Here is a 21,933-nt window from a genome sequence, read left to right on the forward strand (position 1 = left end):
CGGTTAATCTATGCTGATAATTTTTATTTGCTTGATTATCGGAGAAATAAAAATTTTTAAATAGATGAAATTAGACCGAACCTTTCTCAAAAAGAATTGGAGTAATATACTTTGGGTGTTGGCCATAGTGCTTTTATTGGTGCCTCAAACGGGAACTCCTATAAAAGCTGCTATACAGCGCTTGTTCGCTTTTGCTCCAGACAGTTTGCCAGAAGAAGAGCAGCTGACTTTAAATACTTATCATTGGCCGTTGAAGACCTTGTCCGGTGAGGATGTCAATTTTGTGGAATCTGAAGGGAAGGTGGTTGTGGTCAATTTCTGGGCGACCTGGTGTCCGCCTTGTATTGCCGAAATGCCTGCTTTGCAAAAGCTGTACGATGACTACAATGAAAAGGTCGAGTTTTATTTTGTCTCTAACGAATCCGCAGAAAAACTCAAGGCCTTTATGCAAAAGAAAGGCTATGAGCTGCCGGTTTATATTCAAGAATATGCTGCGCCAGAAACCTTGCAGAGCAACGCGCTCCCAACAACAGCAGTTATAGATAAAAGCGGTAAGGTGGTTCTATTAGAAACGGGAGCCAAGGCTTGGGATGCCCCGGAATTCTACTTGTTCTTAGACGATTTACTCAGCCGTTGAGTAGCCGGTCCGGAGACATAAACGGTAATGGCCAACACGGTCAATAGCATCCCCAAATTGTAAATAGTGTCCTCTATTGGGATGGTTCCCATTCGAACACCCAAATTCTCATCGTTATTATACCAAACAACTTGCTCTTCTATTCCAGAACCCGTCAAAACGCCATTGACAATAAAAAAGGGGATAAGGATCACCAAATAGGTAAGAAAGAAGCGCTGAAATAATTCAGGACGCCAGTTGTAAACTATACCAAGAACAATAAGCGCGTAGCTGAAGTTTACAGCCGTATACCACAAATGATTCGTATACCAGAGCGAGATCACCAATACCGTAGCTAAAACCGTATAGATTACAGCAGATGCGCGCTTACTCAGTTTGATCTCTGGCAGTAATTCTATGAGCGCGTAATGTGTAAAGATACAAGCGTAGGGGATGCAGATAAAGAATAACCATTCCTCTATGGGAAGGTTAAAGAGGTAGATTCCGCTTAAATAGTCCGGATTGAATCCCCAGAAGCCATTTGCCGTAAAGGCAATATCCCATGGGATAAAAACAGCCATCATTACCAATACTCCTAGAAAGAATCCCTTCCAGCGTTTGTAGAATTTAAGCCGTGGATGGAAACTAAAGAGGAAGGGTACAATAAATGAACCTAAGTTTAACCAAAGGTACAGGTACTGCATGCTTATTTTTTAAAGTATTTCAGAGGAGGTAAGAGCATGCCGAAGCACTGTCCGTCTTCTTTCCCGAGATGTTTGTGGTGGATCTTGTGCGCTCTGCGAATCCCACGGGCATACCAGTTGTTCGCATTGCGGAACATCTTAAAACGCTGATGGATAAAGATATCGTGTACCATAAAGTAAGTCACTCCATAGGCAAAGATTCCGAGGCCTATTGGCAAGCCAGCCCAAAATCCGTAGTACTGCCAGGCAATAAAACAGCCAATACTAACGGCAGCATAAAAGATAAAAAAGGCGTCGTTGCGTTCCCACCAACTGCTGTGGTCTTTGTGGTGATGGTCTTTGTGCAAGACCCACAGAAAGCCGTGCATGATGTATTTGTGGGTAAACCAGGCCATGAATTCCATAATGAAAAATGTGGTTAGAAAAACCAAAATCCAAAGCAATACACTCATTTCTATCGAACTAATTTTAATTGATATTTTACATAACTACGGGTTAGCAACCCGAACTTCTCGTAATTTGGAACGCGAATACGTCTGTTCTTGATCTCCATTGCTGGAGTTCTATAGAGCTTTTTGAGCAGGCGTCTGTAATAGCGGTAGGCCATAAAGACACCGAACTTCGCTTCCGCTGGCAAAAGTAATATTCCTTGATATCCTTTTGCAAAATCTTCTTCTATTTCTGCAATGATACGCTTCTTAGAATTTTCGTCTAGGGCGTTCAAATTGGTATTTGGAAAATAGGTTCTGCTCAGGCCTTCGAAATCTGCTTTGAGATCTCGTAAAAAGTTCACCTTTTGGAAAGCGGAGCCCAAATGCATGGCAGATTCCTTTAATGCCTCATAACGCTCCAGATCACCCTTGACAAATACCATGAGGCACATCAGCCCTACTACGTCTGCAGAGCCGTAGATATATTCCTTGTACTCTGCGTCTGTAAGATATTCTGTCTTGGTCAGGTCCATACGCATACTTTTCATAAATGCATCGATGGACGATTTTTGAATGTTGTATTTATGTACCGTATGTTGAAAGGCATTCAATATTGGATTCAAGTGGATCTTATCCGTAAGGGCATCTTCCAAACTCTGTTCAAAACGGTCAAAAAGTACTGCCTTATCATAATCGTGAAAGGAATCCACGATCTCATCGGCAAAGCGTACAAAGCCGTAAATGTTGTAAATGTCCTGGCGAATACTCGGCGCAAGCATTTTGGTAGCTAGTGAAAAGGAGGTGCTATACGCATTGGTCACCTTTTGGCTACACAGGTTAGAAACGATGTCGAATGTTGCTTTCATGCTGCAATAGTGTACTAAATGTCATTTTCAATTAAACCGGCTACTAGCTTTCCAGAGATCAGCGAGGGAGGAACCCCAGGCCCCGGAACCGTTAGCTGACCGGTAAAATACAGGTCTTTTACTTTCTTACTTCGCAGCTTAGGTCTTAAAAAGGCCGTTTGCAGCAGGGTGTTTGCCATCCCATACGCATTTCCTTTGTAAGAATTGTAGTCCTTTATAAAGTCGTTTACACAGTAGGACTCTTTAAAGATAACGTATTTTTTAACTTCTTGCTGCGTTAATCGCTCTAGTCTAGAGAGAATTATGTCAAAATATTTTTCGCGCATTTCTGGAGTGTCTTCCAATCCCGGTGCAAGAGGAATCAAAAAGATTCCAGCTTCTTTTCCTGCTGGAGCTGCGTTGTCATCTGTTTTAGATGGAAAACTCGCATAGAAAAGCGGTTCTTCGGGCCAAGCCGCTTTGTCGTAAATATCGTGTGCGTGCGTTTCGAAGTCTACATCGAAGAAAAGCGTGTGGTGCTCAACATTTTCTATAGGCTTTTCAAAACCGACATAAAAGAGCAGGGCAGAAGGAGCAAAGGTCTTTTTCTTCCAGTAATTTTCTGAATATTGTCTGTACTTCGGATGCAATAGGGTTTCAGAGTGATGATAGTCTGCACCGCTTAGAACGATATCAGCCTCGAAATTCTTCCCGTTAGCCACCAGGCCTGTTGCACGACCATTATTTACTAGGATCTCCTCTACATTTTGGGAGGTATGAATTGCTACCCCTAAGGATTCTGCCAGCGCTTTCATCCCTTCAATAACCGAATACATCCCATTTTTAGGATGGAAAGTCCCGATACCAAAATCCGCATAATTCATAAAACTGTAGAATGCAGGTGTGTTACTTGGCTTAGCTCCTAAAAACAATACGGGGAATTCCAATATGGAGATCAATCGTGGATTCTTGAATTCGGAGCGTACATCTTTACTGATGGTGCTAAAGAACTGTCCGATCTTTTTAATGGTCACCGGTGTTACCAATTCCAAAGGAGATACTCCTGGGCGGTATACCAGGTCTTTAATAGCGATGTCGTAGTTGGACTTGGCCTTGGCCATGAACTTCTGGAGCTTTGCGGCTGCTCCCGGTTCTTCCTGTTCAAAGGTCTTACAGATCTTTTCTAAGGTATCTTCTATAGTAATGAAGTCCATTTCTCCAAAACAGACACTGTAGGCCGGATTCAGCTTGATCAGTTCGTAAAAGTCTTCTGGTTTTTTGTCAAAGTCCGCAAAGAAGCGTTCAAAAACATCTGGCATCCAATACCAAGTAGGACCTATATCGAAAGTAAAACCGTCTCGCTTGAGTTGGCGAGCTCTACCGCCAACAGTTTCATTTTTTTCAAAAATGCTCACCTTATGACCGGCTTTTGCCAGATAAGATGCCGCGGCCATGGAGGCGAAGCCGCTACCTACGATTGCAATGCTTTTCTTCATTTGTTTAACAAATTAAATCAAATTCTAAACAAAAAGAAAGCGCTAAATCGTATTTAAGATTTTTTTAATGAATTCAGTTTTTCGAGCAAGCCCTCTATAGTACCAATCACTGATACATGCTCAGGCACCTTACTGGCCTCAACCTCACGGGTTTTAGCTCCCATTAACCACAGATCACTCAGTTGTTCTTTACAAATGATCTTGTCGTATTCCTTAAGGTATTCGTAAAGCGAAACTTTGTCTGGCTTCACAGTAAAGAAGGAAACGAACACCACATTATCGTGGTGCTTTAGCACATTGCGCAAACTTGGCAGCGGAATATTGCTTCCTAGGTAAATGGTCTGATAACCGGCTTGTAAGATCTCGTAATGCGCATAGAGTAGTCCAATTTCATGAATTTCCTCATATGGCAAATACAGTGAAAAGAGAATATCATCCCTTTCTGGGGCTTGCACACTTTGCAGATTCGAAATATTGACAATGATCTTCTGTTTGATCAGTTCCGAAATAAAACGTTCATGTGCCGGGTCTATCGTTCCGGTTTGCCATAAAGTCCCTATCTCTTGCAAGAGTGGAATAAAGACATCCATAAAGATCTCTCTAAAACTCATGCGTTCACTAAGCTCGTTAAAAGTAGTGGCAAACAGCGTGTAGTCAAAATCGAACATGGCCGTTTTAAAGGCCTTCATCGCGTAGTCCTCTTGCTTTTGAGTTGCGCGTTCTTCAATGATCTGCTGAATCTCTTCTTCGCTCAGTTTGGCGATCTTAGAGATCTTAATGCCTTCATTGTACAAAAAAGTCACGTTGAGCAACTTTTTTAAATTCTCCAGGTCGTACTTTCTAATATTGGTGTCGGTACGATTAGGCTCGAGTAGACCATAGCGTTTTTCCCAAATGCGAATGGTATGCGCTTTAACGCCGCTGAGGTTTTCCAAGTCCTTAATGTTAAATTGGGTTTTAACAAGCATACTTAACGGGGCTTCTCGTTTTAAATCACAATATAGCGATCAACAAAAATAAGGTTTTGTTTAATAAAAAGGAAAAAATAGTAAACAATTAACATTCTTTTGTTGCTAATTGACTAGAAAATTTTGTTTGTGTTTGATTTTTGGGCGCCCCGTGAAGTATAACTTCGTTAACTCCACGGCCGGGCTATCGCTACTCGCTTCCTAAAGTGTGCCTCGCTGCACCTTAGGAGAGCTCAGACATGCCGCTCTATCCCTGGCGCGGGGGTTTTACGGTCATCGAGTGTTTTTTACGCAGTAAAAAATGTATCGAGATGACATTTTGGTGTTAAGCTATTTATAATTTTTGGGCGCCTCCCTCGCTTCGCTCGGCCGTCCTCTTCAAACTCATTTCATTCGTTGAGGTGAGAGTGCCTCGCTTCGCTCGGCCGTCCCATGCCGCGACGAGGTCAAAATTATAAAGCGATAACGCGCTTAGCGCGTTAAATCTCACAATAAAAAAACCACGTCGAAGCATGCTTCGCGTGGTTTCTTCATTGCGATCTTTACTGTCGCTTTATAATTCTCTAGTGCCCGAGGTGGGAGTCGAACCCACACGCCCTAATGGACACATGGCCCTCAACCATGCCTGTCTACCAATTCCAGCACCCGGGCAAAAAAAAAGTTAGGCCGCGGGGCTTAACTTTTTTTGGTGACCTGACTGGGGCTCGAACCCAGGACCCTCTCCTTAAAAGGGAGATGCTCTACCAACTGAGCTATCAGGTCTTTGTTGAATGCGGGTGCAAATATAAAACCATTCTATTTATTTATCAAAGCTATTTTGATTTAAATTTGAGAATTCAGAAAAAGGAATTCGGTTCTTCAATACAGCCGCAATCTAAATGCAATTACAATGATCGTACTGTTGGGATATATGGGCAGTGGTAAGTCGCTGATCGGTAAAAAATTAGCCGAAGTCCTGCAGTGGCCCTATGCAGATTTAGACACCTTAATAGCCCAAGTAGCGGGCCAATCAATTCCAGAGATCTTTCGCGAAAAAGGGGAGATAAAATTCAGAATTATTGAATCCGAAGTATTACAAAAAGAGTTAAAACAACCCAAGAACCAAGTTTTAGCGCTGGGTGGAGGTACACCTTGTTACGCCGGAAATATGGATAAATTGCTGGAGGCACCAGAGGTGACAACAATTTATCTCAAAACAGATCTGGATGTTTTGGTATCGCGCCTGTGGCCAGAGAGAGTACTGCGCCCATTAATAGCTCATTTGAACAGCCAAGAAGATCTTAAGGATTTTGTACGCAAACATTTGTTCGATAGGTCTCCTTATTATATGCAAGCGCAGCATCGTATAGATTCCTCTGAAAAGACTCCGCAGCAAATAGTAGCCGAAATAGTGGCCTTATTATTCTAAGTGAACAACATCTTGCTTGTCTCCAAAGACCACTGCGACATTTTCGTTCAGGGAAGTAGAAAGAGAAATTCCTTTAAAATCTGCTTTGACAGGATACTTCTTATGATTTCTGTTCACTAGCACCGCAGTCTTAAAGCGCGACAAAGGAACATCTAGAAAATGCCGAACCCCATAGATCAGGGTCGTGCCAGAGTTCAGTACATCATCTATGAGTACAACGGCTTTATCCCTATACGCTTCAGCTGGCATACTTGTAGTAATAGGCGCTCGCGGGTTCGATTTGTCAATAGCCACTTTACAAAGTGAAAAGTGCATGGGGGCTATGTCCTGAAGCATTTCTGCCAGGCGCTGTGCCAAGGTGTAACCACCGCCTTCTATTCCGGCGAGCACGATCTCTTTTTCGTTGGCATTGGCCTCGTAGATCTGATACGCAATGCGTCTTATTTTGTGTTGAACCTGCTCGTGATTGAGGATAATATCCATAAACTCTTTTGTTCTATAACAAAGATACCAAAACTTTGATCACTCCTGTTCGTCTGTGAAGTCTTCCAGATCGCGTCTGTCCTTTTTAGTTGGCCTACCCGTTCCGCGCTTTCTGTAATAGTCTTTGGAGTATTTTAGAAGTTCTAAGGTTTCCACTGCTTCCTTTGGCGTAGTGTCCACTCTGTAAATGTCTACCAACTTGGCACCCACACGGCTGGCAGGAGTATCCAAAACGCGCAAACAGTAATCTATTTGATTCTTGCGTACTTTTAGCTCATCGCCAGGATAGACTTCTCTAGAAGGCTTCACCACATCGTTGTTCACGCGAATAGCACCTTTTTTACATGCTATGGTCGCCTGATTTCTGGTCTTGAAGTAACGTGTGGCCCAAAGATATTTATCAACCCTCATACAATCGGTCTAAAATGAACGTTAATGTTTATAGCAAAAGTATAAAAAATGGTATCTTGCGCCCGTCTTTTTAAGACATAAAATGGTGTAAATACGGCAGTTTAAGGCTGCTCATTTCAAAAATAATCTCATTGAAAAAGAAGATATTCAACACGCTTTTAGCGACGCTTTTATTAGCGGCTATGTTCTCTTGTAGAAACGACGACAACGGCATTGAAACTATTCCTCCAAGAGACCGTGGGGAAGAGGCGGTTAACGCCGAGGCCGAATTGGTTGCCTTTTTACAGACACACTTTTACAATTACGAAGAGTTTCAGACACCTCCTGTAGGATTCGATTTCGAAGTGGTTATAGATACTATCGCAGGAGAGAATGCAGACAAGACCCCGCTTATCGATCAAGTGGAAACCAAAGTTGTAACCGATAGAGAAGAAGAAGACGTTACCTATAACCTATACATTCTTAAAGCCCTTGCAGGCGAGGGGAATCAGCCGACCTTTGTAGATTCAACCCTGGTGACCTACCGAGGAACACTATTGAACGGTACGCAGTTTGACGGATCTCCAAACCCGGTGTGGTTTGATCTTACCGGAGTAATTGACGGATTCCAAGAAGGACTCACCGAGTTCAAAGGAGCAACATCGCAAACCGTAAACCCTGATGGTACAGTGAGCTTTGAAGGCTTCGGATCTGGAGCGCTCTTTATTCCATCCGGTATCGCTTATTTTAATCAGCCACCGAGTACGCAGATCCCGCTTTATGCGCAGCTGATCTTCACCTTTAATGTATTGGATGCTGTTGTGGCTGATCACGACCAGGACGGGATAATCTCTTTAAACGAAGACCTGAACAACAACGGTAACGAATTAGACGACGATACCGACAGCGACGGAGTGCCGGACTTTGCAGACTTTGACGATGACAACGACGGAATTCCTACGCGTGATGAAATCGAAATAGACGATGAGGGAGTCGTTACCTTGACAGATTCAAACGGCGACGGTATTCCAGATTACAGAGATCCGGATACAAACTAAGCTAGCTAGTTTAAAACATAAAAAAATCCCGCACGAAGCGGGATTTTTTAGTTGTGATGGTTATTTAGTTCAATAGAACTTATTTGCGTCCCATTACTTTTTTGGCCTTGGCTGCAATCGCGGCAGCGTTTAAACCGTATTTGTCCATAAGTTGTGCAGGTGTCCCTGACTCGCCAAAAGTATCATTGGTTGCAACAAACTCCTGCGGAGTCGGATGATGCAAGGCCAATTCTCTAGCTACCGATTCACCCAAACCACCGAGGTAGTTGTGTTCTTCTGCAGTAACGATACAACCTGTCTTTTTAACGCTCTTTACGATCGCCTCAGCATCTAGCGGTTTAATGGTGTGAATATTGATCACCTCTGCGCTAATACTCTCTTCATTCAGTGCTTTGGCTGCCTCTAAAGCTTCCCATACCAAATGGCCTGTAGCTACAATGGTCACATCGCTTCCTTCTTGAAGTTTCACTGCCTTGCCAATTTCAAAGTCTTGATCTTCTGCAGTGAAATTAGGCACCTTTGGGCGTCCAAATCGTAAATATACTGGTCCATGATGCTTAGCAATGGCTATAGTTGCAGCCTTGGTCTGATTGAAATCACAAGTGTTGATCACGGTCATACCCGGTAGCATTTTCATAAGGCCAATATCTTCTAAGATCTGGTGAGTTGCCCCATCTTCTCCCAAGGTCAAACCGGCGTGAGAAGCGCATATTTTTACATTCTTATGCGAATAGGCAATACTCTGTCTGATCTGATCGTAAACACGACCTGTGGAGAAGTTTGCAAAAGTCCCTGTAAAAGGGATCTTTCCTCCAATGGTCATCCCAGCAGCTAGGCCCATCATATTAGCTTCTGCAATCCCAACCTGAAAGAATCTTTCCGGGTGGTTTGCTTTGAATTCGTCCATTTTAAGCGATCCGGTAAGGTCGGCACACAGCGCAACCACATCCGGATTCGATTGTCCCAAAGCCGTTAGGCCTGCTCCAAAACCAGAGCGCGTATCTTTTTTTCCTGTATCTGTATAGATCTTCATTGCTAGTGGTTTAGTAGTCTCCTAAGGTTTCTGGGTTTTGAGCAAGACCAACGGCCAATTGCTCGTCGTTTGGTGCTTTTCCGTGCCACGCATGGGTATGCATCATAAAATCAACCCCATTACCCATAACAGTTTTAAGCAGCAAACACACAGGTTTACCTTGTCCCGTTAGATTTTTGGCATGCGTCAAACCGTCTATTACGGCTTGCATATTGTTTCCATCGGTCACTTCGTGAACTGTCCAGCCAAAGGCTTCGAATTTACCGCGGACGTTACCCAAGTCTAGTACGTCGTCTGTAGAACCATCGATCTGTTGTCCGTTTAAGTCCACAGTAACAACCAGGTTGTCTACTTTATTAGCGGCGCAGTACATGATCGCCTCCCAGTTCTGACCTTCTTGTAACTCGCCATCGCCACAAAGTGCGTAGACCAGATGTGGGTCTTTATTGAGTTTCTTGGTCTCTGCGGCACCGGCGGCTACAGAGATTCCCTGTCCTAAAGAACCGGAAGCTACACGAACTCCTGGAAGACCTTCGTGAGTGGTTGGATGGCCTTGTAGGCGAGAATCGATCAGTCTAAAGGTGTTCAACTCTTCTACCGGAAAGTATCCACTTCGAGCTAAAACACTGTAAAATACCGGGGAAATGTGTCCGTTAGATAAGAAGAAAATATCTTCGTCTTTTCCGTCCATATGGAAACCGTCTTTACGGTCCATGATGACTTGAAACAAGGCCACAAAAAATTCGGCACAACCCAAGGAACCTCCCGGGTGACCCGAATTAACTTTGTGTACTTGCCTTAAAATGTCGCGTCTGACCTGCGTTACCAAGTCTTCTAAAGCTGCGATATCTGGCATAAAAAATGGTTTGAATTTAGGCGTAAAATTAAGGTATTCAACCCCTCGAGCAAAGAGCTGTCAAGTCGAGTTATCAACGATTCCCAAGGATTAGTTAACATTGCAGCGCAATCGGGGGTAAAAACAGCATAAGATGCTATCTTTGCCGCTGAGGAATCTACCAGAGATATGCAATTCAGCTTAGCAGCAAACGACCCACTTAGTAAAGCCCGTGCGGGCACGATTACCACAGATCACGGAACCATAGAGACACCGATCTTTATGCCGGTTGGTACAGCCGGAACCGTGAAAGGCGTGCATCAGCGTGAGCTTAAAGAAGATATCGATCCGGATATCATTCTAGGGAACACTTACCATTTGTATTTACGCCCTAAAACGGACATCCTACAAAAGGCAGGAGGTTTGCATAAATTCATGAATTGGGACCGCAATATCTTAACCGATAGTGGTGGCTATCAGGTGTACTCACTTTCCGGAAATCGGAAGATCAAAGAAGAAGGGGTTAAGTTCCAATCGCATATAGATGGATCTTATCATATGTTCACTCCAGAACGTGTAATGCAGATCCAGCGGGTTATAGGGGCAGATATCATCATGGCCTTTGACGAATGCACACCCTATCCATGCGACTACAATTACGCCAAACGTTCCATGCTCATGACCCACCGTTGGTTGGATCGCTGCATAGCCGAACTCGACAAATTGCCTTACACCTACGACTATTCTCAGGCCTTCTTTCCGATAGTTCAGGGCAGTACCTACAAGGATTTACGGAAACAATCCGCAGAATATATAGCCAGCGTAGATGCCGTTGGAAATGCCATCGGGGGACTTTCGGTTGGTGAACCTGCAGAAGAGATGTATGCCATGACCGAAGTGGTCACAGAAGTGTTGCCTTGGGATAAGCCTCGCTATTTGATGGGTGTTGGTACTCCGATAAATATTTTAGAGAATATCGCCTTAGGTGTAGATATGTTTGACTGTGTGATGCCAACAAGAAACGCGCGAAACGGAATGTTGTTCACCTCAGAAGGTACCATCAACATCAAAAATAAAAAGTGGGAAGACGACTTTTCTGTGATAGACCCTATGGGACACACCTATGTAGATACGCAATACACCAAGGCATACCTAAAACACCTTTTCAGTGTTAACGAACTTTTAGGGAAACAAATCGCCACGATTCATAATTTAGGCTTTTATTTGTGGTTAGTCCGCGAAGCCAGACGACAGATCATTGCCGGAACCTTTAAGTCTTGGAAAGACAAAATGGTGCGTCAAATGGACAAACGCTTGTAGCAGATGCTCTCAATTTTAGATCGTTACATACTTAAAAAGTACTTGGGCACCTTTCTGATGCTGCTCTTGCTTTTTATCCCCATTGGGATAACGGTTAACCTAGCCGAAAAGATCGATAAGATCTTGGCCAACGAGGTTCCGTTCTCTGAGGTAGCGCTTTACTACCTTCATTTTACGATCTACTTTGCAAATCTGCTGTTCCCCTTGTTCTTATTCCTATCGGTGATCTGGTTCACTTCTAAAATGGCTAACAAGACAGAAGTGATCGCATTCTTGAGCAGTGGGGTCTCCTTTTACCGCTTTTTACGCCCTTATATGATAGGGGCGACCATAGTGTGTATCGGTGCGTTGTTTCTGGGGATGTATCTCGCCCCAATGGCGAGTAAAGGCTTTAACGAGTTTACCTATCAATACCTGAAACGCGGCAAGAAAGATCGCGATCAGACCAACGTTTACCGACAGATCAACGAAACCGACTATATCTATGTGAGTTACTTTAACCCCAAGAATCAGATGGGGCGTAACTTTACCCTAGAACATGTGGTGGACAACAAATTGGTCTATAAGCTCAGTGCGAATAGGATCAAGTACAACTTAGAAGATAGTACTTACACTTTAAGTAACTACACCAAGAGGATAGTAGGGGAGCGCGAAGATAAACTGATAATAAAAAACAAACTCGACACAGTCTTTTCTTTTGATCTAGAGGATTTGACTCCTCTAGAATACATTGCCGAAACCTTGAACTACAACGAGCTCAATCGTTTTATCGACAAGGAAAAGGCTAGGGGGTCGTCCTACATTAGTCGCTATGAGATCGTTAGGAATAAACGCTGGAGTTTACCTATCTCCGCCTATATTTTGACCATTATTGCTGTAGCTGTGTCATCTATAAAAAGACGTGGCGGTATGGGAGTAAACCTCGCGTTTGGTATTGGATTGGGAATGGTCTTTGTCTTTTTCGACAAGATCTTTGGAACTTTGGCAGAACAGAGCGATTTCTCTCCTTTAGTGGCAACGTGGTTCCCGAACATCGTTTTTGCCATCTTGGCTGTTTATCTGCTCTACAATGCTAAGCGTTAAACAGGGACAATACCTGCACTTACACCTTATTGTATTTATCTGGGGTTTCACGGCTGTACTTGGCGCCTTGATCTCTTTAGATGCTATCCCTTTGGTTGCATATCGGATGAGTTTTGCCGCCATCTTCCTTTTCCTGTTTGCCCTTCTGACTAAAAAAAGATTACGCTTCTCTTGGAAGATCCAGTTAAAATTTGCCGTTGCCGGGCTTCTCATTGCCTTGCATTGGTTGGCGTTCTTTGGGGCGGTCAAGGTCTCTAATGTATCAGTGACGCTGGCGGTAATGTCTACCGGGGCCTTCTTTGCAGCTTTTTTGGAACCTATTTTTTTAAAGCGTAAACTCATCATCTATGAGGTTGTATTTGGCCTTTTGGCTATGTGTGGTCTCGCCTTGATCTTTAAGGTAGAGTCTCAATATACCTTAGGAATACTATTAGCCTTAGGTTCCTCTTTTCTAGGAGCGTGTTTTACCATATACAATGCACAATTGGTAAAGCAGCATCAGGCCGGGTCGATAGGTCTCTTTGAAATGGCCTATGGAGCACTATTTGTTTTGGGTTATTTGGCGCTTAGTGGGGCAATTTCTGCGGATTTTTTCTTGCTGAGTAGTCGCGATTGGGCATATGTCTTGGTATTGGCTTCTGTCTGTACCGCTTATGCGTTTGTGGCTTCTGTGCACGTAATGCGCTGGCTTAGTGCCTACACTGTAATGCTCACAGTAAATCTCGAACCGGTTTACGGAATACTTTTGGGCTTATGGATTCTTGGCGATGCTGAACATATGCAAGCCGAGTTCTATCTGGGGGCAGCACTTATTTTACTGACTGTCATTGCCAACGGTATCCTCAAATTATCCAAGGCTAGAAAAACGAGATCTGAAACTACGGGATAAACCCAAAGTTCTTATATTTGTGAGCTAACCACCCACATAAAAACTGAAGTAAAAATCATGGAGTATCTTGATTTTGAATTACCGATAAAAGAGCTGCAGGAGCAGTATGAGAAAGCCTGTAAAATAGGCGAGGAGAGTGATGTTGATGTGACCAACACCTGCAAGCAGATCGAGAAAAAACTCAAGGAGACCAAAAAGGATATTTATAAGAATCTGACCCCTTGGCAACGCGTCCAATTGTCCAGACATCCTAATCGCCCATATACGCTAGATTATATCAAAGCTATTTGTGGCGATTCTTTTTTGGAATTACACGGTGACAGAAATGTCAAGGACGACAAGGCTATGATCGGAGGTCTGGGTAAGATAGGAGATCAGTCGTATATGTTCATCGGGCAGCAGAAAGGCTATAATACCAAAACGCGACAGTACCGAAATTTTGGTATGGCGAATCCGGAAGGCTATCGCAAGGCCCTGCGTCTTATGAAAATGGCAGAAAAATTCGGAGTGCCTGTTGTCACTTTGATCGATACTCCTGGTGCCTACCCTGGTTTAGAAGCCGAAGAGCGTGGACAGGGAGAGGCAATTGCGCGCAATATCTTAGAGATGACACGCCTTAAAGTGCCGATCATTGTGGTAATTATTGGCGAAGGAGCTAGTGGTGGTGCCTTAGGTATAGGTGTGGGAGATACTGTGCTAATGTTGGAAAACACCTGGTACTCTGTGATCTCACCAGAAAGCTGTTCTTCTATTCTTTGGCGTAGCTGGGAGTATAAAGAACAGGCAGCCGAGGCCTTAAAGCTTACGGCCACTGATATGAAGAAGCTCAAACTTATCGACACTATCGTTAAAGAACCCCTTGGTGGAGCACACAGCGATCGCGAAGGTATCTTTACAACAGTAGCTAAGGAGATTGAAAAATCTTTTGACGAGCTCAAGAACTTATCCCCAACCGAATTGGTTGAAAAACGCATGGATAAGTATTCCGAAATGGGAGTCTTTAAAGGGTAAGTCTTGTAAAATAAGGACTTAGCGAAAGCACTCATTTATAAGCTTTTACTTTTCTAGGGTTATTAACAATAATCAGCAGTTCTTAACAGTTAAAATGTTAATAGCTGGTGGACATCGGTTGCTACAAAAACTAGTGCAGCTGATAACAATTTATTTACATTCGCTGCATGGAAAATTTGCAACCTCGCACAAACTACGGTCAACGGAAATCTCAGGTTATTTCACTTGAAAAAGGGAAATTGCCTCCGCAAGCTGTTGATTTAGAGGAGGTTGTGTTGGGAGCCATGATGATCGACAAAAAAGGAGTTGATGAGGTGATCGATATCCTTCATCCCGACGCCTTTTACAAGGAAGCGCATCAGCACATCTTTGAGGCGATTCACAAATTATTCGAAAACAGCCAGCCTGTAGACTTATTAACCGTTTCGGCTCAGCTCAAGAAGGACGGGCAACTCGAATTGGTAGGAGGAGAATTCTATCTGATCCAATTGACTCAAAAAGTGTCTTCTTCTGCACACATTGAGTTCCATGCTCGGATCATTTTACAGAAGTTTATTCAGCGCAGTTTGATCAAGATCTCCAACGAGATCATCGAAGAGTCTTACGACGAAGCCACGGATGTATTTGACCTTTTGGACAATGCAGAATCCAAGCTTTATGAGATCACTCAAGGAAATATAAAGCGCTCTTCAGAGACTGCACAGAATTTGGTTATTCAGGCCAAAAAACGTATCGAGGAGATCGCTAACAAGGAAGGGCTTTCGGGTATCCCTTCTGGGTTTACTCAATTGGACAAGCTCACCTCTGGTTGGCAGCCCTCGGATTTAATTATTGTTGCAGCACGTCCGGGTATGGGTAAAACGGCCTTGACCTTATCGATGGCCAGAAACATGGCCGTGGAGCACCAGATCCCTGTAGCCTTCTTTTCTCTGGAGATGTCTTCCGTACAGTTGATCACTCGTTTGATCTCCTCAGAAACTGGTCTGAGTTCCGAAAAGTTGCGTACCGGAAATTTAGAGCAACACGAATGGGAGCAACTAAACGTTAAGGTAAAAGACTTGGAAAGAGCACCGCTTTTCATTGACGATACACCTTCGCTCTCCATTTTCGATCTGCGAGCAAAAGCCAGACGTCTTAAGTCACAGCACGACATTCAAATGGTCGTGATCGACTACTTACAGCTTATGACTGCTGGTGGAAGTCAAAAAGGAGGGAACCGTGAACAAGAGATATCTACCATTTCGCGAAACCTAAAGGCATTGGCCAAGGAATTGAACGTACCTGTAATTGCCCTTTCGCAGTTATCGCGTGCCGTAGAGACCCGTGGAGGTAGTAAGAGACCCTTGCTTTCTGACCTTCGTGAATCTGGAGCCATTGAGCAAGATGCAGATATAGTATCCTTTATCTATCGTCCGGAATACTATAAAATTGACGAATGGGATGACGAAGAACGCAGCCCAACTGCAGGTCAAGCTGAGTTTATTGTAGCAAAACACCGTAATGGTGGCTTGGATGAGATTCGCTTGAAATTCATCGGACATTTAGGTCGTTTTGAGAATTTGGAGACCTTTGATTCTCCGTTCGAGTTCCATTCTCGTATGAATGCTGCTGCTAATGACGATACCTTTAAGCCAGACAGTTTCCCATCCGCAGAAGACGCCTTTGATGGTCCTGCAAGTCCTCCGGATGACGATATTCCATTCTAGGATTCGCCTCTAGCTGCTAAATCTATATTAAAGGACAAGCTTGGAACGCTTTTTGTCGTTATCTTAGCCTTATGCGTATATGGATTTTTATCTTCTTATTCTTTGGAGTCTTTTCTGCAAAGGCCTCTTATATTCTGATCCCTATGGATGCAGAAGGGCAGACCGAACACCTTAAGGCCTATGGTATAACCTATTGGACCTTAGAAAAGAACCTAAAGGTAAAATGGCTGTTGAATTATCGAGGTGGATCTTTTTTACTCCCAGATTCTGAGACCATTCGTAAAGAATGTCAAATTAGAGGAGTTCAATTCGAGGTCATTTCCGATTCAAAAACCGAAGAAATTCTAAATCTAATTGCCAGCCCATCTCAAAATATGGAGGCGGTTGTATTAGAAAAGGCACCACGCATTGCAGTCTATTCTCCCAAGGGAAATCAACCTTGGGACGACGCCGTAACCATGGTGTTGACCTATGCGGAGATTCCGTATACAGTTATTTACGATGAGGAGGTACTAAGCGATCAGCTCATTCTTTACGATTGGCTGCACCTGCATCACGAAGATTTTACGGGTCAGTACGGAAAATTCTACCGTAGTTTTAGATCTGCTCCTTGGTATATCGAAGAAAAACGGCTTGCAGAAGAACGTGCGGCCAAGCTCGGTTATAATAAGGTGTCTGAATCAAAGAGGGATGTGGCACTCAAGATCAGAGATTATGTAGTTGGTGGTGGATTCATGTTTGCTATGTGTAGTGCTACAGATAGTTTTGATATTGCTCTGGCAGCCGCCGGAGTGGATATTTGCGAAGCCATGTTTGACGGCGACCCTTCAGAGGGAGGTTACCAAAGTAAGCTAGACTACTCTAGGAGTTTTGCTTTTACAGACTTTATCTTAGAGCGCAGCCCTAACGTTTACGAGTTCTCTGATATTGATATGACCCGTAAGCGTGCTATTCCCAAAGAGACCGACTATTTTTCCTTAATGGATTACTCTGCCAAATGGGATCCTATTCCAACTATGTTAGTGCAAAACCACACCGCGTTGGTGAAGGGTTTTATGGGGCAGACAACCTCTTATGATCGAAATTTGATCAAAGCTAATGTGCTGATCATGGGTGAGAATAAGACCAATGGGGAGGCTCGATATATTCACGGAATCAAAGGCAAAGGGTTCTTTACTTTTTACGGCGGACACGATCCTGAAGACTATACCCATAGAGTAGGAGATGCTCCAACAGAGCTGGCTCTCCACCCAACTTCTCCCGGCTACAGGCTCATTCTTAATAATGTGTTGTTTCCGGCGGCTAAGAAAAAGCGCCAAAAAACTTGATCAATTGTAGAGTGGAAAGTACTTGAAGTACTTCGGATATTCTTGTCGTGGTTTAAAGGCTATAACGGTTTCCTCATAAGCTAGAGAAGACTCTGTTATCACTACGTGATCGGCTTCTAGCTTCGCTTTTTCAAACTCCTTTTCGCTGACCAAGCATACTGTTTTATAAAACGGGCCTGCCAACCACTCTTTTACGGTATCATCATTGGAATACTTCAGATAGCAAGCCAAGCTGGCGTGTGCAACGCCAACGACAGCTTTTCCCGTAGGGATGCTATCTTTAACAAGGATGTACATTTTTAGATTGGGCACGACTATATTTTTTAAAAGAGCGCCATTTTGTTTAGGCTAAAGCTAGTGAGAAATTACTTAAATACACGAATTGATAAATCAGTATATGGACTGTTTATGAGAGTGGTTAATAATCGCCTAACTTAAAACTGGGGTGGGTGTGGAACGCCCCGGTTTAGGTCCAATCTAGAACTCTTATACTGCCAGTAAGAAACGATAGAATCTTATCGATTCTATTCAAATTAAGAGTCACTTAGGACTGTATTCGTATTGCATTGCTGTGGTGGTAGCAGTATCACAATTACCCAATCTAATTGATGAATCTGTAGGGGTTAGACTTTATTATTGTCACAAAACAACTTAACTTAAAATTGGGGAGGGCATGGAATGCCCCGCCATTATCCCAACACGCCAATCGACTATGTTCAAAAACAAAAAGCCCCACTCCAAGGAGCAGGGCTTTTTAGCGAAATAATATGTTATTGATTAGGCCTAAAGCCCTTACTTGATCTTATCGACAATCGCTTTAAAAGCTTCTGGGTGGTTCATGGCCAAATCGGCAAGAACTTTTCTGTTCAAGTCGATATTGTTGGCTTTCAACTGTCCCATAAACTTAGAATACGACATACCGTGCTCACGGGCACCTGCATTGATACGGGTGATCCAAAGAGCTCTAAACGTTCTTTTCTTAGCACGACGATCTCTATAGCTATATTGCATAGCTTTTTCAACCGCGTTTTTCGCTACTGTCCAAACGTTCTTACGACGTCCAAAGTAACCTTTGGCATGCTTCATCACCTTTTTTCTTCGGGCTCTTGAAGCAACTGCATTTACTGATCTTGGCATAATTTACTTGTTTTTTGTAGCAGGCGATTCATTTAAGAATACTTTTTAGTTGTGCCTGACTCCAGGGTTATTACTCGTTTAAACCGGTGAAAGTTATTACTTCATGCGAAGCATTTGTTTCACATTGTCCTCGTCCGCTTTATGTACGACAGTGTCGTGCGTCAAGGCTAGCTTGCGTTTCTTAGACTTTTTAGTCAAGATGTGACTCTTAAACGCGTGCTTTCTTTTGATTTTACCAGTTCCGGTCAGCTTAAAACGCTTCTTGGCGCTGGATTTTGTTTTTTGTTTAGGCATTGTTCCTAAGGTTTATAATTATCTCGCTTTCTCTTTATTTCTTTTTTGGAGCGATGAACATGATCATACGCTTCCCTTCCAGCTTAGGCATTTGTTCTACCTTGCCGTATTCTTCTAGTTCCTGAGCCAAACGCAGCAGCAAAATCTGCCCTTGGTCTTTGTAGATGATCGAACGACCTTTAAAGAATACATACGCTTTCAACTTAGCACCATCTTGCAAGAATTTAATGGCATGCTTCTTTTTAAACTCGTAATCGTGATCGTCTGTGTTTGGACCAAAACGAATCTCTTTGATCGTTACTTTGGTCGCTTTGGCCTTTAGAGCCTTTTCTCTTTTCTTTTGTTCGTAAACGAACTTCTTGTAATCGATGGCCTTACATACCGGTGGATTCGCATTAGGCGAGATCTCTACCAGGTCCAGTTCCAGATCTGCTGCGATCTGCTTGGCTTTGGCAAGTGGGTAAACACCAACTTCTACATTATCTCCAACAAGGCGTACCTCGGGAGCTTTGATCTTGTCATTAATTCTGTGTTGATCTTCTTTTATGATCCTTGCCGGACCTCTTCTTCCTCTTTTTCTTCGTATTGCTATGACTTAAAAATATTAGTCCCTTATCGGGCTGTTAAACATTAAATTCTTTTATGGTACTCTTAATATCGTTCTCAATAATAGCGATAAATTCTTCAACTTTCATTGTTCCCATATCGCCTTCGCTGTGTTTCCTTACAGCAATTGTGCCATCTTTCTCTTCCTGTTCCCCAACAATGATCATGTAAGGGATCTTATTCATTTCGGCTTCTCGGATCTTTCTTCCGATCGTCTCGCTTCGGTTATCGACGAGCGCGCGAATTTCGCTATTTTCTAACAAATTTAAAACTTTTTGAGCGTAATTCTCGTATTTCTCACTCAAAGACAGGATGCTAACCTGCTCAGGCATAAGCCATAATGGGAAGTTCCCACCAGTGTGCTCCAACAGTATTGCCACAAAGCGTTCCATAGAACCAAAAGGAGCACGGTGTATCATGACTGGTCGATGCAGCTCATTGTCTGCACCTTTGTAGTTCAGGTCAAATCGGATTGGCAACTGATAATCAACCTGAATAGTTCCCAACTGCCAGCTGCGTCCTAAAGCATCCTTGACCATAAAGTCTAGCTTAGGGCCGTAAAAAGCTGCTTCGCCTTCTTCCACTACATAGTCCAAACCTTTCTGCTCGGCAGCATTAATAATGGCTTGTTCTGCTGCATCCCATACCTCGGTGTCACCTATATATTTCTCTGGTTTCTGCGGATCGCGTACAGATACTTGTGTTTTAAAGTCTTCAAATCCTAAAGAACCAAAAACATACAACACTAAGTCGATTACCTTCAAGAATTCATCATTGAGCTGATCTGGTGTGCAGAATATGTGGGCGTCATCTTGGGTGAATCCGCGAACACGAGTCAATCCGTGTAGCTCACCACTTTGTTCGTAACGATAAACTGTACCGAATTCCGCATAGCGTTTTGGCAGATCGCGATACGACCATGGTTTGGCCTTGTACATTTCGCAGTGGTGTGGACAGTTCATGGGTTTAAGCATAAACTCTTCTCCCTCATTTGGAGTCTTTATCGTTTGGAAACTGTCTTCACCGTATTTGGCAAAGTGACCTGAGGTCACATATAATTCCTTTTGCGCAATATGCGGACTGATCACCATTTCATAACCAGCCTTCTTCTGAGCAGCCTTTAAGAAATTCTCCAAGCGCTCGCGCAAAGCAGTCCCCTTAGGTAACCAAAGCGGTAATCCTTGTCCAACCTTTTGTGAGAAGGTGAAGAACTCTAGTTCTTTTCCAAGTTTTCTGTGATCGCGCTTTTTAGCTTCTTCTAAAAGCTCTAAATAAGCGGTCAATTCTTTTTGCTTCGGAAACGAGATCCCGTAAACTCGAGTTAATTGTTTTTCATTCTCGTCACCTTTGTAATAAGCGCCCGCTACGTTAAGAATCTTTACTGCTTTGACAATACCAGTGTTGGGAATGTGCCCTCCGCGGCATAGATCGGTAAAGCTACTGTGATCGCAGAAGGTGATGTCTCCATCCTCTAATCCCTCTATAAGATCTACCTTGTATTCGTTCTTTCCTTTATAATAGGAGAGAGCATCTGCCTTAGAAACCTCGCGCATCTTAAAATCGTGTTTGCCGCGAGCAATCTCTAGCATCTTATTCTCAATATCCTTAAAGTCCTTCTCAGAGATCACTTGATCACCTGGCAGGTCTACGTCGTAATAGAAACCTCGCTCAATGGCTGGCCCAACCCAAAGCTTCACGCCAGGATAAAGTTCTTCTAGTGCCTGGGCTAGGATATGCGCGCTTGAATGCCAAAAGGCTTTCTTACCTGCATCGTCATTCCAAGTGTGTAGGGTCAGACTGCCGTCTGTGGTCAAAGGGGTGGTTACCTCTACGGTGGTGTCGTTATAAGTTGCCGAAATAACATTGCGCGCCAAGCCTTCGCTTATACTCTTGGCCACATCCATAGGCGTAGTTCCTGCTTCAACAGTCTTTACGCTACCATCGGGTAAGGTGATCCCTATCATAAGTTTACTTTTAAAGGGGCAAAGATAGTCAGCTTTTATACTGTATACAATATGTAATGATGAATTCTCAGAAGCCTTTATGGTCGATTTTATATCGATATACTTTTTGGAGTATATATATAAAGGTATAAAGTGGTCATTTTGCCCAATTCTCAGCCTTTCAGAGGCTTGTGTTTTCAGAGGTAAAATTTCTCAAAAAAAATGTCATTTATGGCTTGCGGAATCTAAAAAGCGATATATATTTGCAACCGCTTTTGGAAAGGATAATACCACCAAAAGAAGTTCATAAAAATACTGGCGCAAATTTTTTCAAATAATTTTTTGAAAG

General features: G+C 43.2%; 23 protein-coding genes and 2 tRNA genes. 9 read left to right on the forward strand and 16 right to left on the reverse strand.

Translation table 11 applies throughout. The features are described 5' to 3' along the window. Positions 1-64 precede the first annotated feature (64 nt). The gene (locus tag BTO09_RS11145; RefSeq protein ID WP_087524856.1) at positions 65-637 is read left to right on the forward strand and encodes a TlpA disulfide reductase family protein; all 573 of its coding nucleotides are present in this window, start codon (positions 65-67) and stop codon (positions 635-637) included. On the opposite strand, the gene BTO09_RS11150 is transcribed toward BTO09_RS11145, so the two are convergent. The 7 genes from BTO09_RS11150 to BTO09_RS11180 form a co-directional block, all read right to left on the reverse strand. Beyond that, entirely contained in the window at positions 604-1,320 is a 717-nt protein-coding gene (locus BTO09_RS11150; protein ID WP_087524857.1) for a lycopene cyclase domain-containing protein, read from the reverse strand. The genes BTO09_RS11145 and BTO09_RS11150 overlap by 34 nt on opposite strands. A gap of 2 nt (positions 1,321-1,322) precedes the next feature. Continuing rightward, positions 1,323-1,772 (reverse strand): sterol desaturase family protein, encoded by a 450-nt coding sequence (locus BTO09_RS11155; RefSeq protein WP_087524858.1) that lies wholly within the window; start codon positions 1,770-1,772, stop codon positions 1,323-1,325. Between the two features lie 2 nt (positions 1,773-1,774). Further along, entirely contained in the window at positions 1,775-2,617 is an 843-nt protein-coding gene (locus tag BTO09_RS11160) for a phytoene/squalene synthase family protein (protein WP_087524859.1), read from the reverse strand. Positions 2,618-2,631: 14 nt separating this feature from the next. Beyond that, positions 2,632-4,092: an NAD(P)/FAD-dependent oxidoreductase gene (locus BTO09_RS11165; protein WP_087524860.1), complete on the reverse strand. Its 1,461-nt coding sequence runs from the start codon at positions 4,090-4,092 to the stop codon at positions 2,632-2,634. Positions 4,093-4,145: 53 nt separating this feature from the next. Continuing rightward, positions 4,146-5,060 carry a MerR family transcriptional regulator gene (locus BTO09_RS11170; protein ID WP_087524861.1) on the reverse strand — a complete coding sequence of 305 codons (915 nt, stop codon included), beginning with the start codon at positions 5,058-5,060 and terminating at the stop codon, positions 4,146-4,148. Positions 5,061-5,627: 567 nt separating this feature from the next. Then, positions 5,628-5,711, reverse strand: a tRNA-Leu gene (locus BTO09_RS11175). A gap of 35 nt (positions 5,712-5,746) precedes the next feature. After that, a tRNA-Lys gene (locus BTO09_RS11180) sits at positions 5,747-5,822 on the reverse strand. Positions 5,823-5,949: 127 nt separating this feature from the next. On the opposite strand from BTO09_RS11180, the gene BTO09_RS11185 reads away from it, so the two are divergent. Continuing rightward, positions 5,950-6,468: a shikimate kinase gene (locus BTO09_RS11185; protein ID WP_087524862.1), complete on the forward strand. Its 519-nt coding sequence runs from the start codon at positions 5,950-5,952 to the stop codon at positions 6,466-6,468. Here BTO09_RS11185 and BTO09_RS11190 read toward each other — a convergent pair. Further along, positions 6,460-6,951 carry a phosphoribosyltransferase family protein gene (locus tag BTO09_RS11190; protein ID WP_087524863.1) on the reverse strand — a complete coding sequence of 164 codons (492 nt, stop codon included), beginning with the start codon at positions 6,949-6,951 and terminating at the stop codon, positions 6,460-6,462. The two genes, BTO09_RS11185 and BTO09_RS11190, sit on opposite strands and share 9 nt — an antisense overlap. Positions 6,952-6,990: 39 nt before the next feature. Then, positions 6,991-7,362, reverse strand: coding sequence for an RNA-binding S4 domain-containing protein (locus BTO09_RS11195; RefSeq protein ID WP_087524864.1), 372 nt, complete (start codon positions 7,360-7,362; stop codon positions 6,991-6,993). 131 nt (positions 7,363-7,493) lie between these two features. On the opposite strand from BTO09_RS11195, the gene BTO09_RS11200 reads away from it, so the two are divergent. After that, positions 7,494-8,399, forward strand: coding sequence for an FKBP-type peptidyl-prolyl cis-trans isomerase (locus BTO09_RS11200; RefSeq protein WP_232454954.1), 906 nt, complete (start codon positions 7,494-7,496; stop codon positions 8,397-8,399). Positions 8,400-8,478: 79 nt separating this feature from the next. Here BTO09_RS11200 and BTO09_RS11205 read toward each other — a convergent pair whose 3' ends face one another. Both BTO09_RS11205 and BTO09_RS11210 read right to left on the reverse strand, forming a co-directional pair. Next, positions 8,479-9,432, reverse strand: coding sequence for a transketolase family protein (locus BTO09_RS11205; protein WP_087524866.1), 954 nt, complete (start codon positions 9,430-9,432; stop codon positions 8,479-8,481). Between the two features lie 10 nt (positions 9,433-9,442). After that, the gene (locus tag BTO09_RS11210) at positions 9,443-10,288 is read right to left on the reverse strand and encodes a transketolase (protein WP_087524867.1); all 846 of its coding nucleotides are present in this window, start codon (positions 10,286-10,288) and stop codon (positions 9,443-9,445) included. A gap of 168 nt (positions 10,289-10,456) precedes the next feature. Here BTO09_RS11210 and tgt point away from each other — a divergent pair, with 168 nt between their 5' ends. The 6 genes from tgt (at position 10,457) to BTO09_RS11240 (ending at position 17,604) form a co-directional block, all read left to right on the forward strand. After that, complete coding sequence (gene tgt, locus BTO09_RS11215) at positions 10,457-11,587, forward strand: tRNA guanosine(34) transglycosylase Tgt (protein ID WP_087524868.1); 1,131 nt, start codon at positions 10,457-10,459, stop codon at positions 11,585-11,587. Between the two features lie 3 nt (positions 11,588-11,590). Continuing rightward, positions 11,591-12,670 (forward strand): LptF/LptG family permease, encoded by a 1,080-nt coding sequence (locus BTO09_RS11220; protein WP_087524869.1) that lies wholly within the window; start codon positions 11,591-11,593, stop codon positions 12,668-12,670. After that, entirely contained in the window at positions 12,657-13,559 is a 903-nt protein-coding gene (locus tag BTO09_RS11225; RefSeq protein WP_087524870.1) for a DMT family transporter, read from the forward strand. The genes BTO09_RS11220 and BTO09_RS11225 overlap by 14 nt, the downstream gene beginning before the upstream one ends. Before the next feature lie 57 nt (positions 13,560-13,616). Further along, complete coding sequence (locus BTO09_RS11230; protein ID WP_087524871.1) at positions 13,617-14,570, forward strand: acetyl-CoA carboxylase carboxyltransferase subunit alpha; 954 nt, start codon at positions 13,617-13,619, stop codon at positions 14,568-14,570. 167 nt (positions 14,571-14,737) lie between these two features. Then, positions 14,738-16,276, forward strand: a complete 1,539-nt coding sequence (dnaB, locus tag BTO09_RS11235) for a replicative DNA helicase (RefSeq protein ID WP_087524872.1) — start codon at positions 14,738-14,740, stop codon at positions 16,274-16,276. A 71-nt stretch (positions 16,277-16,347) separates the two neighbouring features. After that, positions 16,348-17,604, forward strand: coding sequence for an asparagine synthetase B (locus BTO09_RS11240; protein WP_087524873.1), 1,257 nt, complete (start codon positions 16,348-16,350; stop codon positions 17,602-17,604). Here the strand turns inward: BTO09_RS11240 and BTO09_RS11245 are convergent, their stop codons facing one another. The 5 genes from BTO09_RS11245 to thrS all read right to left on the reverse strand — a co-directional run bounded on the left by BTO09_RS11245 (position 17,605) and on the right by thrS (position 21,605). Continuing rightward, a complete protein-coding gene (locus BTO09_RS11245) occupies positions 17,605-17,916 on the reverse strand; it encodes a peptidyl-tRNA hydrolase (protein WP_232454955.1) in 312 nt (103 codons plus the stop codon). Between the two features lie 480 nt (positions 17,917-18,396). Continuing rightward, positions 18,397-18,741 carry a 50S ribosomal protein L20 gene (rplT, locus tag BTO09_RS11250; RefSeq protein WP_087524875.1) on the reverse strand — a complete coding sequence of 115 codons (345 nt, stop codon included), beginning with the start codon at positions 18,739-18,741 and terminating at the stop codon, positions 18,397-18,399. 96 nt (positions 18,742-18,837) lie between these two features. Then, positions 18,838-19,035 (reverse strand): 50S ribosomal protein L35, encoded by a 198-nt coding sequence (rpmI, locus tag BTO09_RS11255; RefSeq protein WP_087524876.1) that lies wholly within the window; start codon positions 19,033-19,035, stop codon positions 18,838-18,840. Between the two features lie 34 nt (positions 19,036-19,069). Continuing rightward, positions 19,070-19,582 carry a translation initiation factor IF-3 gene (gene infC / locus BTO09_RS11260; RefSeq protein WP_087524877.1) on the reverse strand — a complete coding sequence of 171 codons (513 nt, stop codon included), beginning with the start codon at positions 19,580-19,582 and terminating at the stop codon, positions 19,070-19,072. Between the two features lie 76 nt (positions 19,583-19,658). Next, entirely contained in the window at positions 19,659-21,605 is a 1,947-nt protein-coding gene (thrS, locus tag BTO09_RS11265) for a threonine--tRNA ligase (RefSeq protein ID WP_087524878.1), read from the reverse strand. Between the last annotated feature and the right edge of the window lie 328 nt (positions 21,606-21,933).

This window comes from Gilvibacter sp. SZ-19, from assembly GCF_002163875.1.
Taxonomy (GTDB): domain Bacteria; phylum Bacteroidota; class Bacteroidia; order Flavobacteriales; family Flavobacteriaceae; genus Gilvibacter.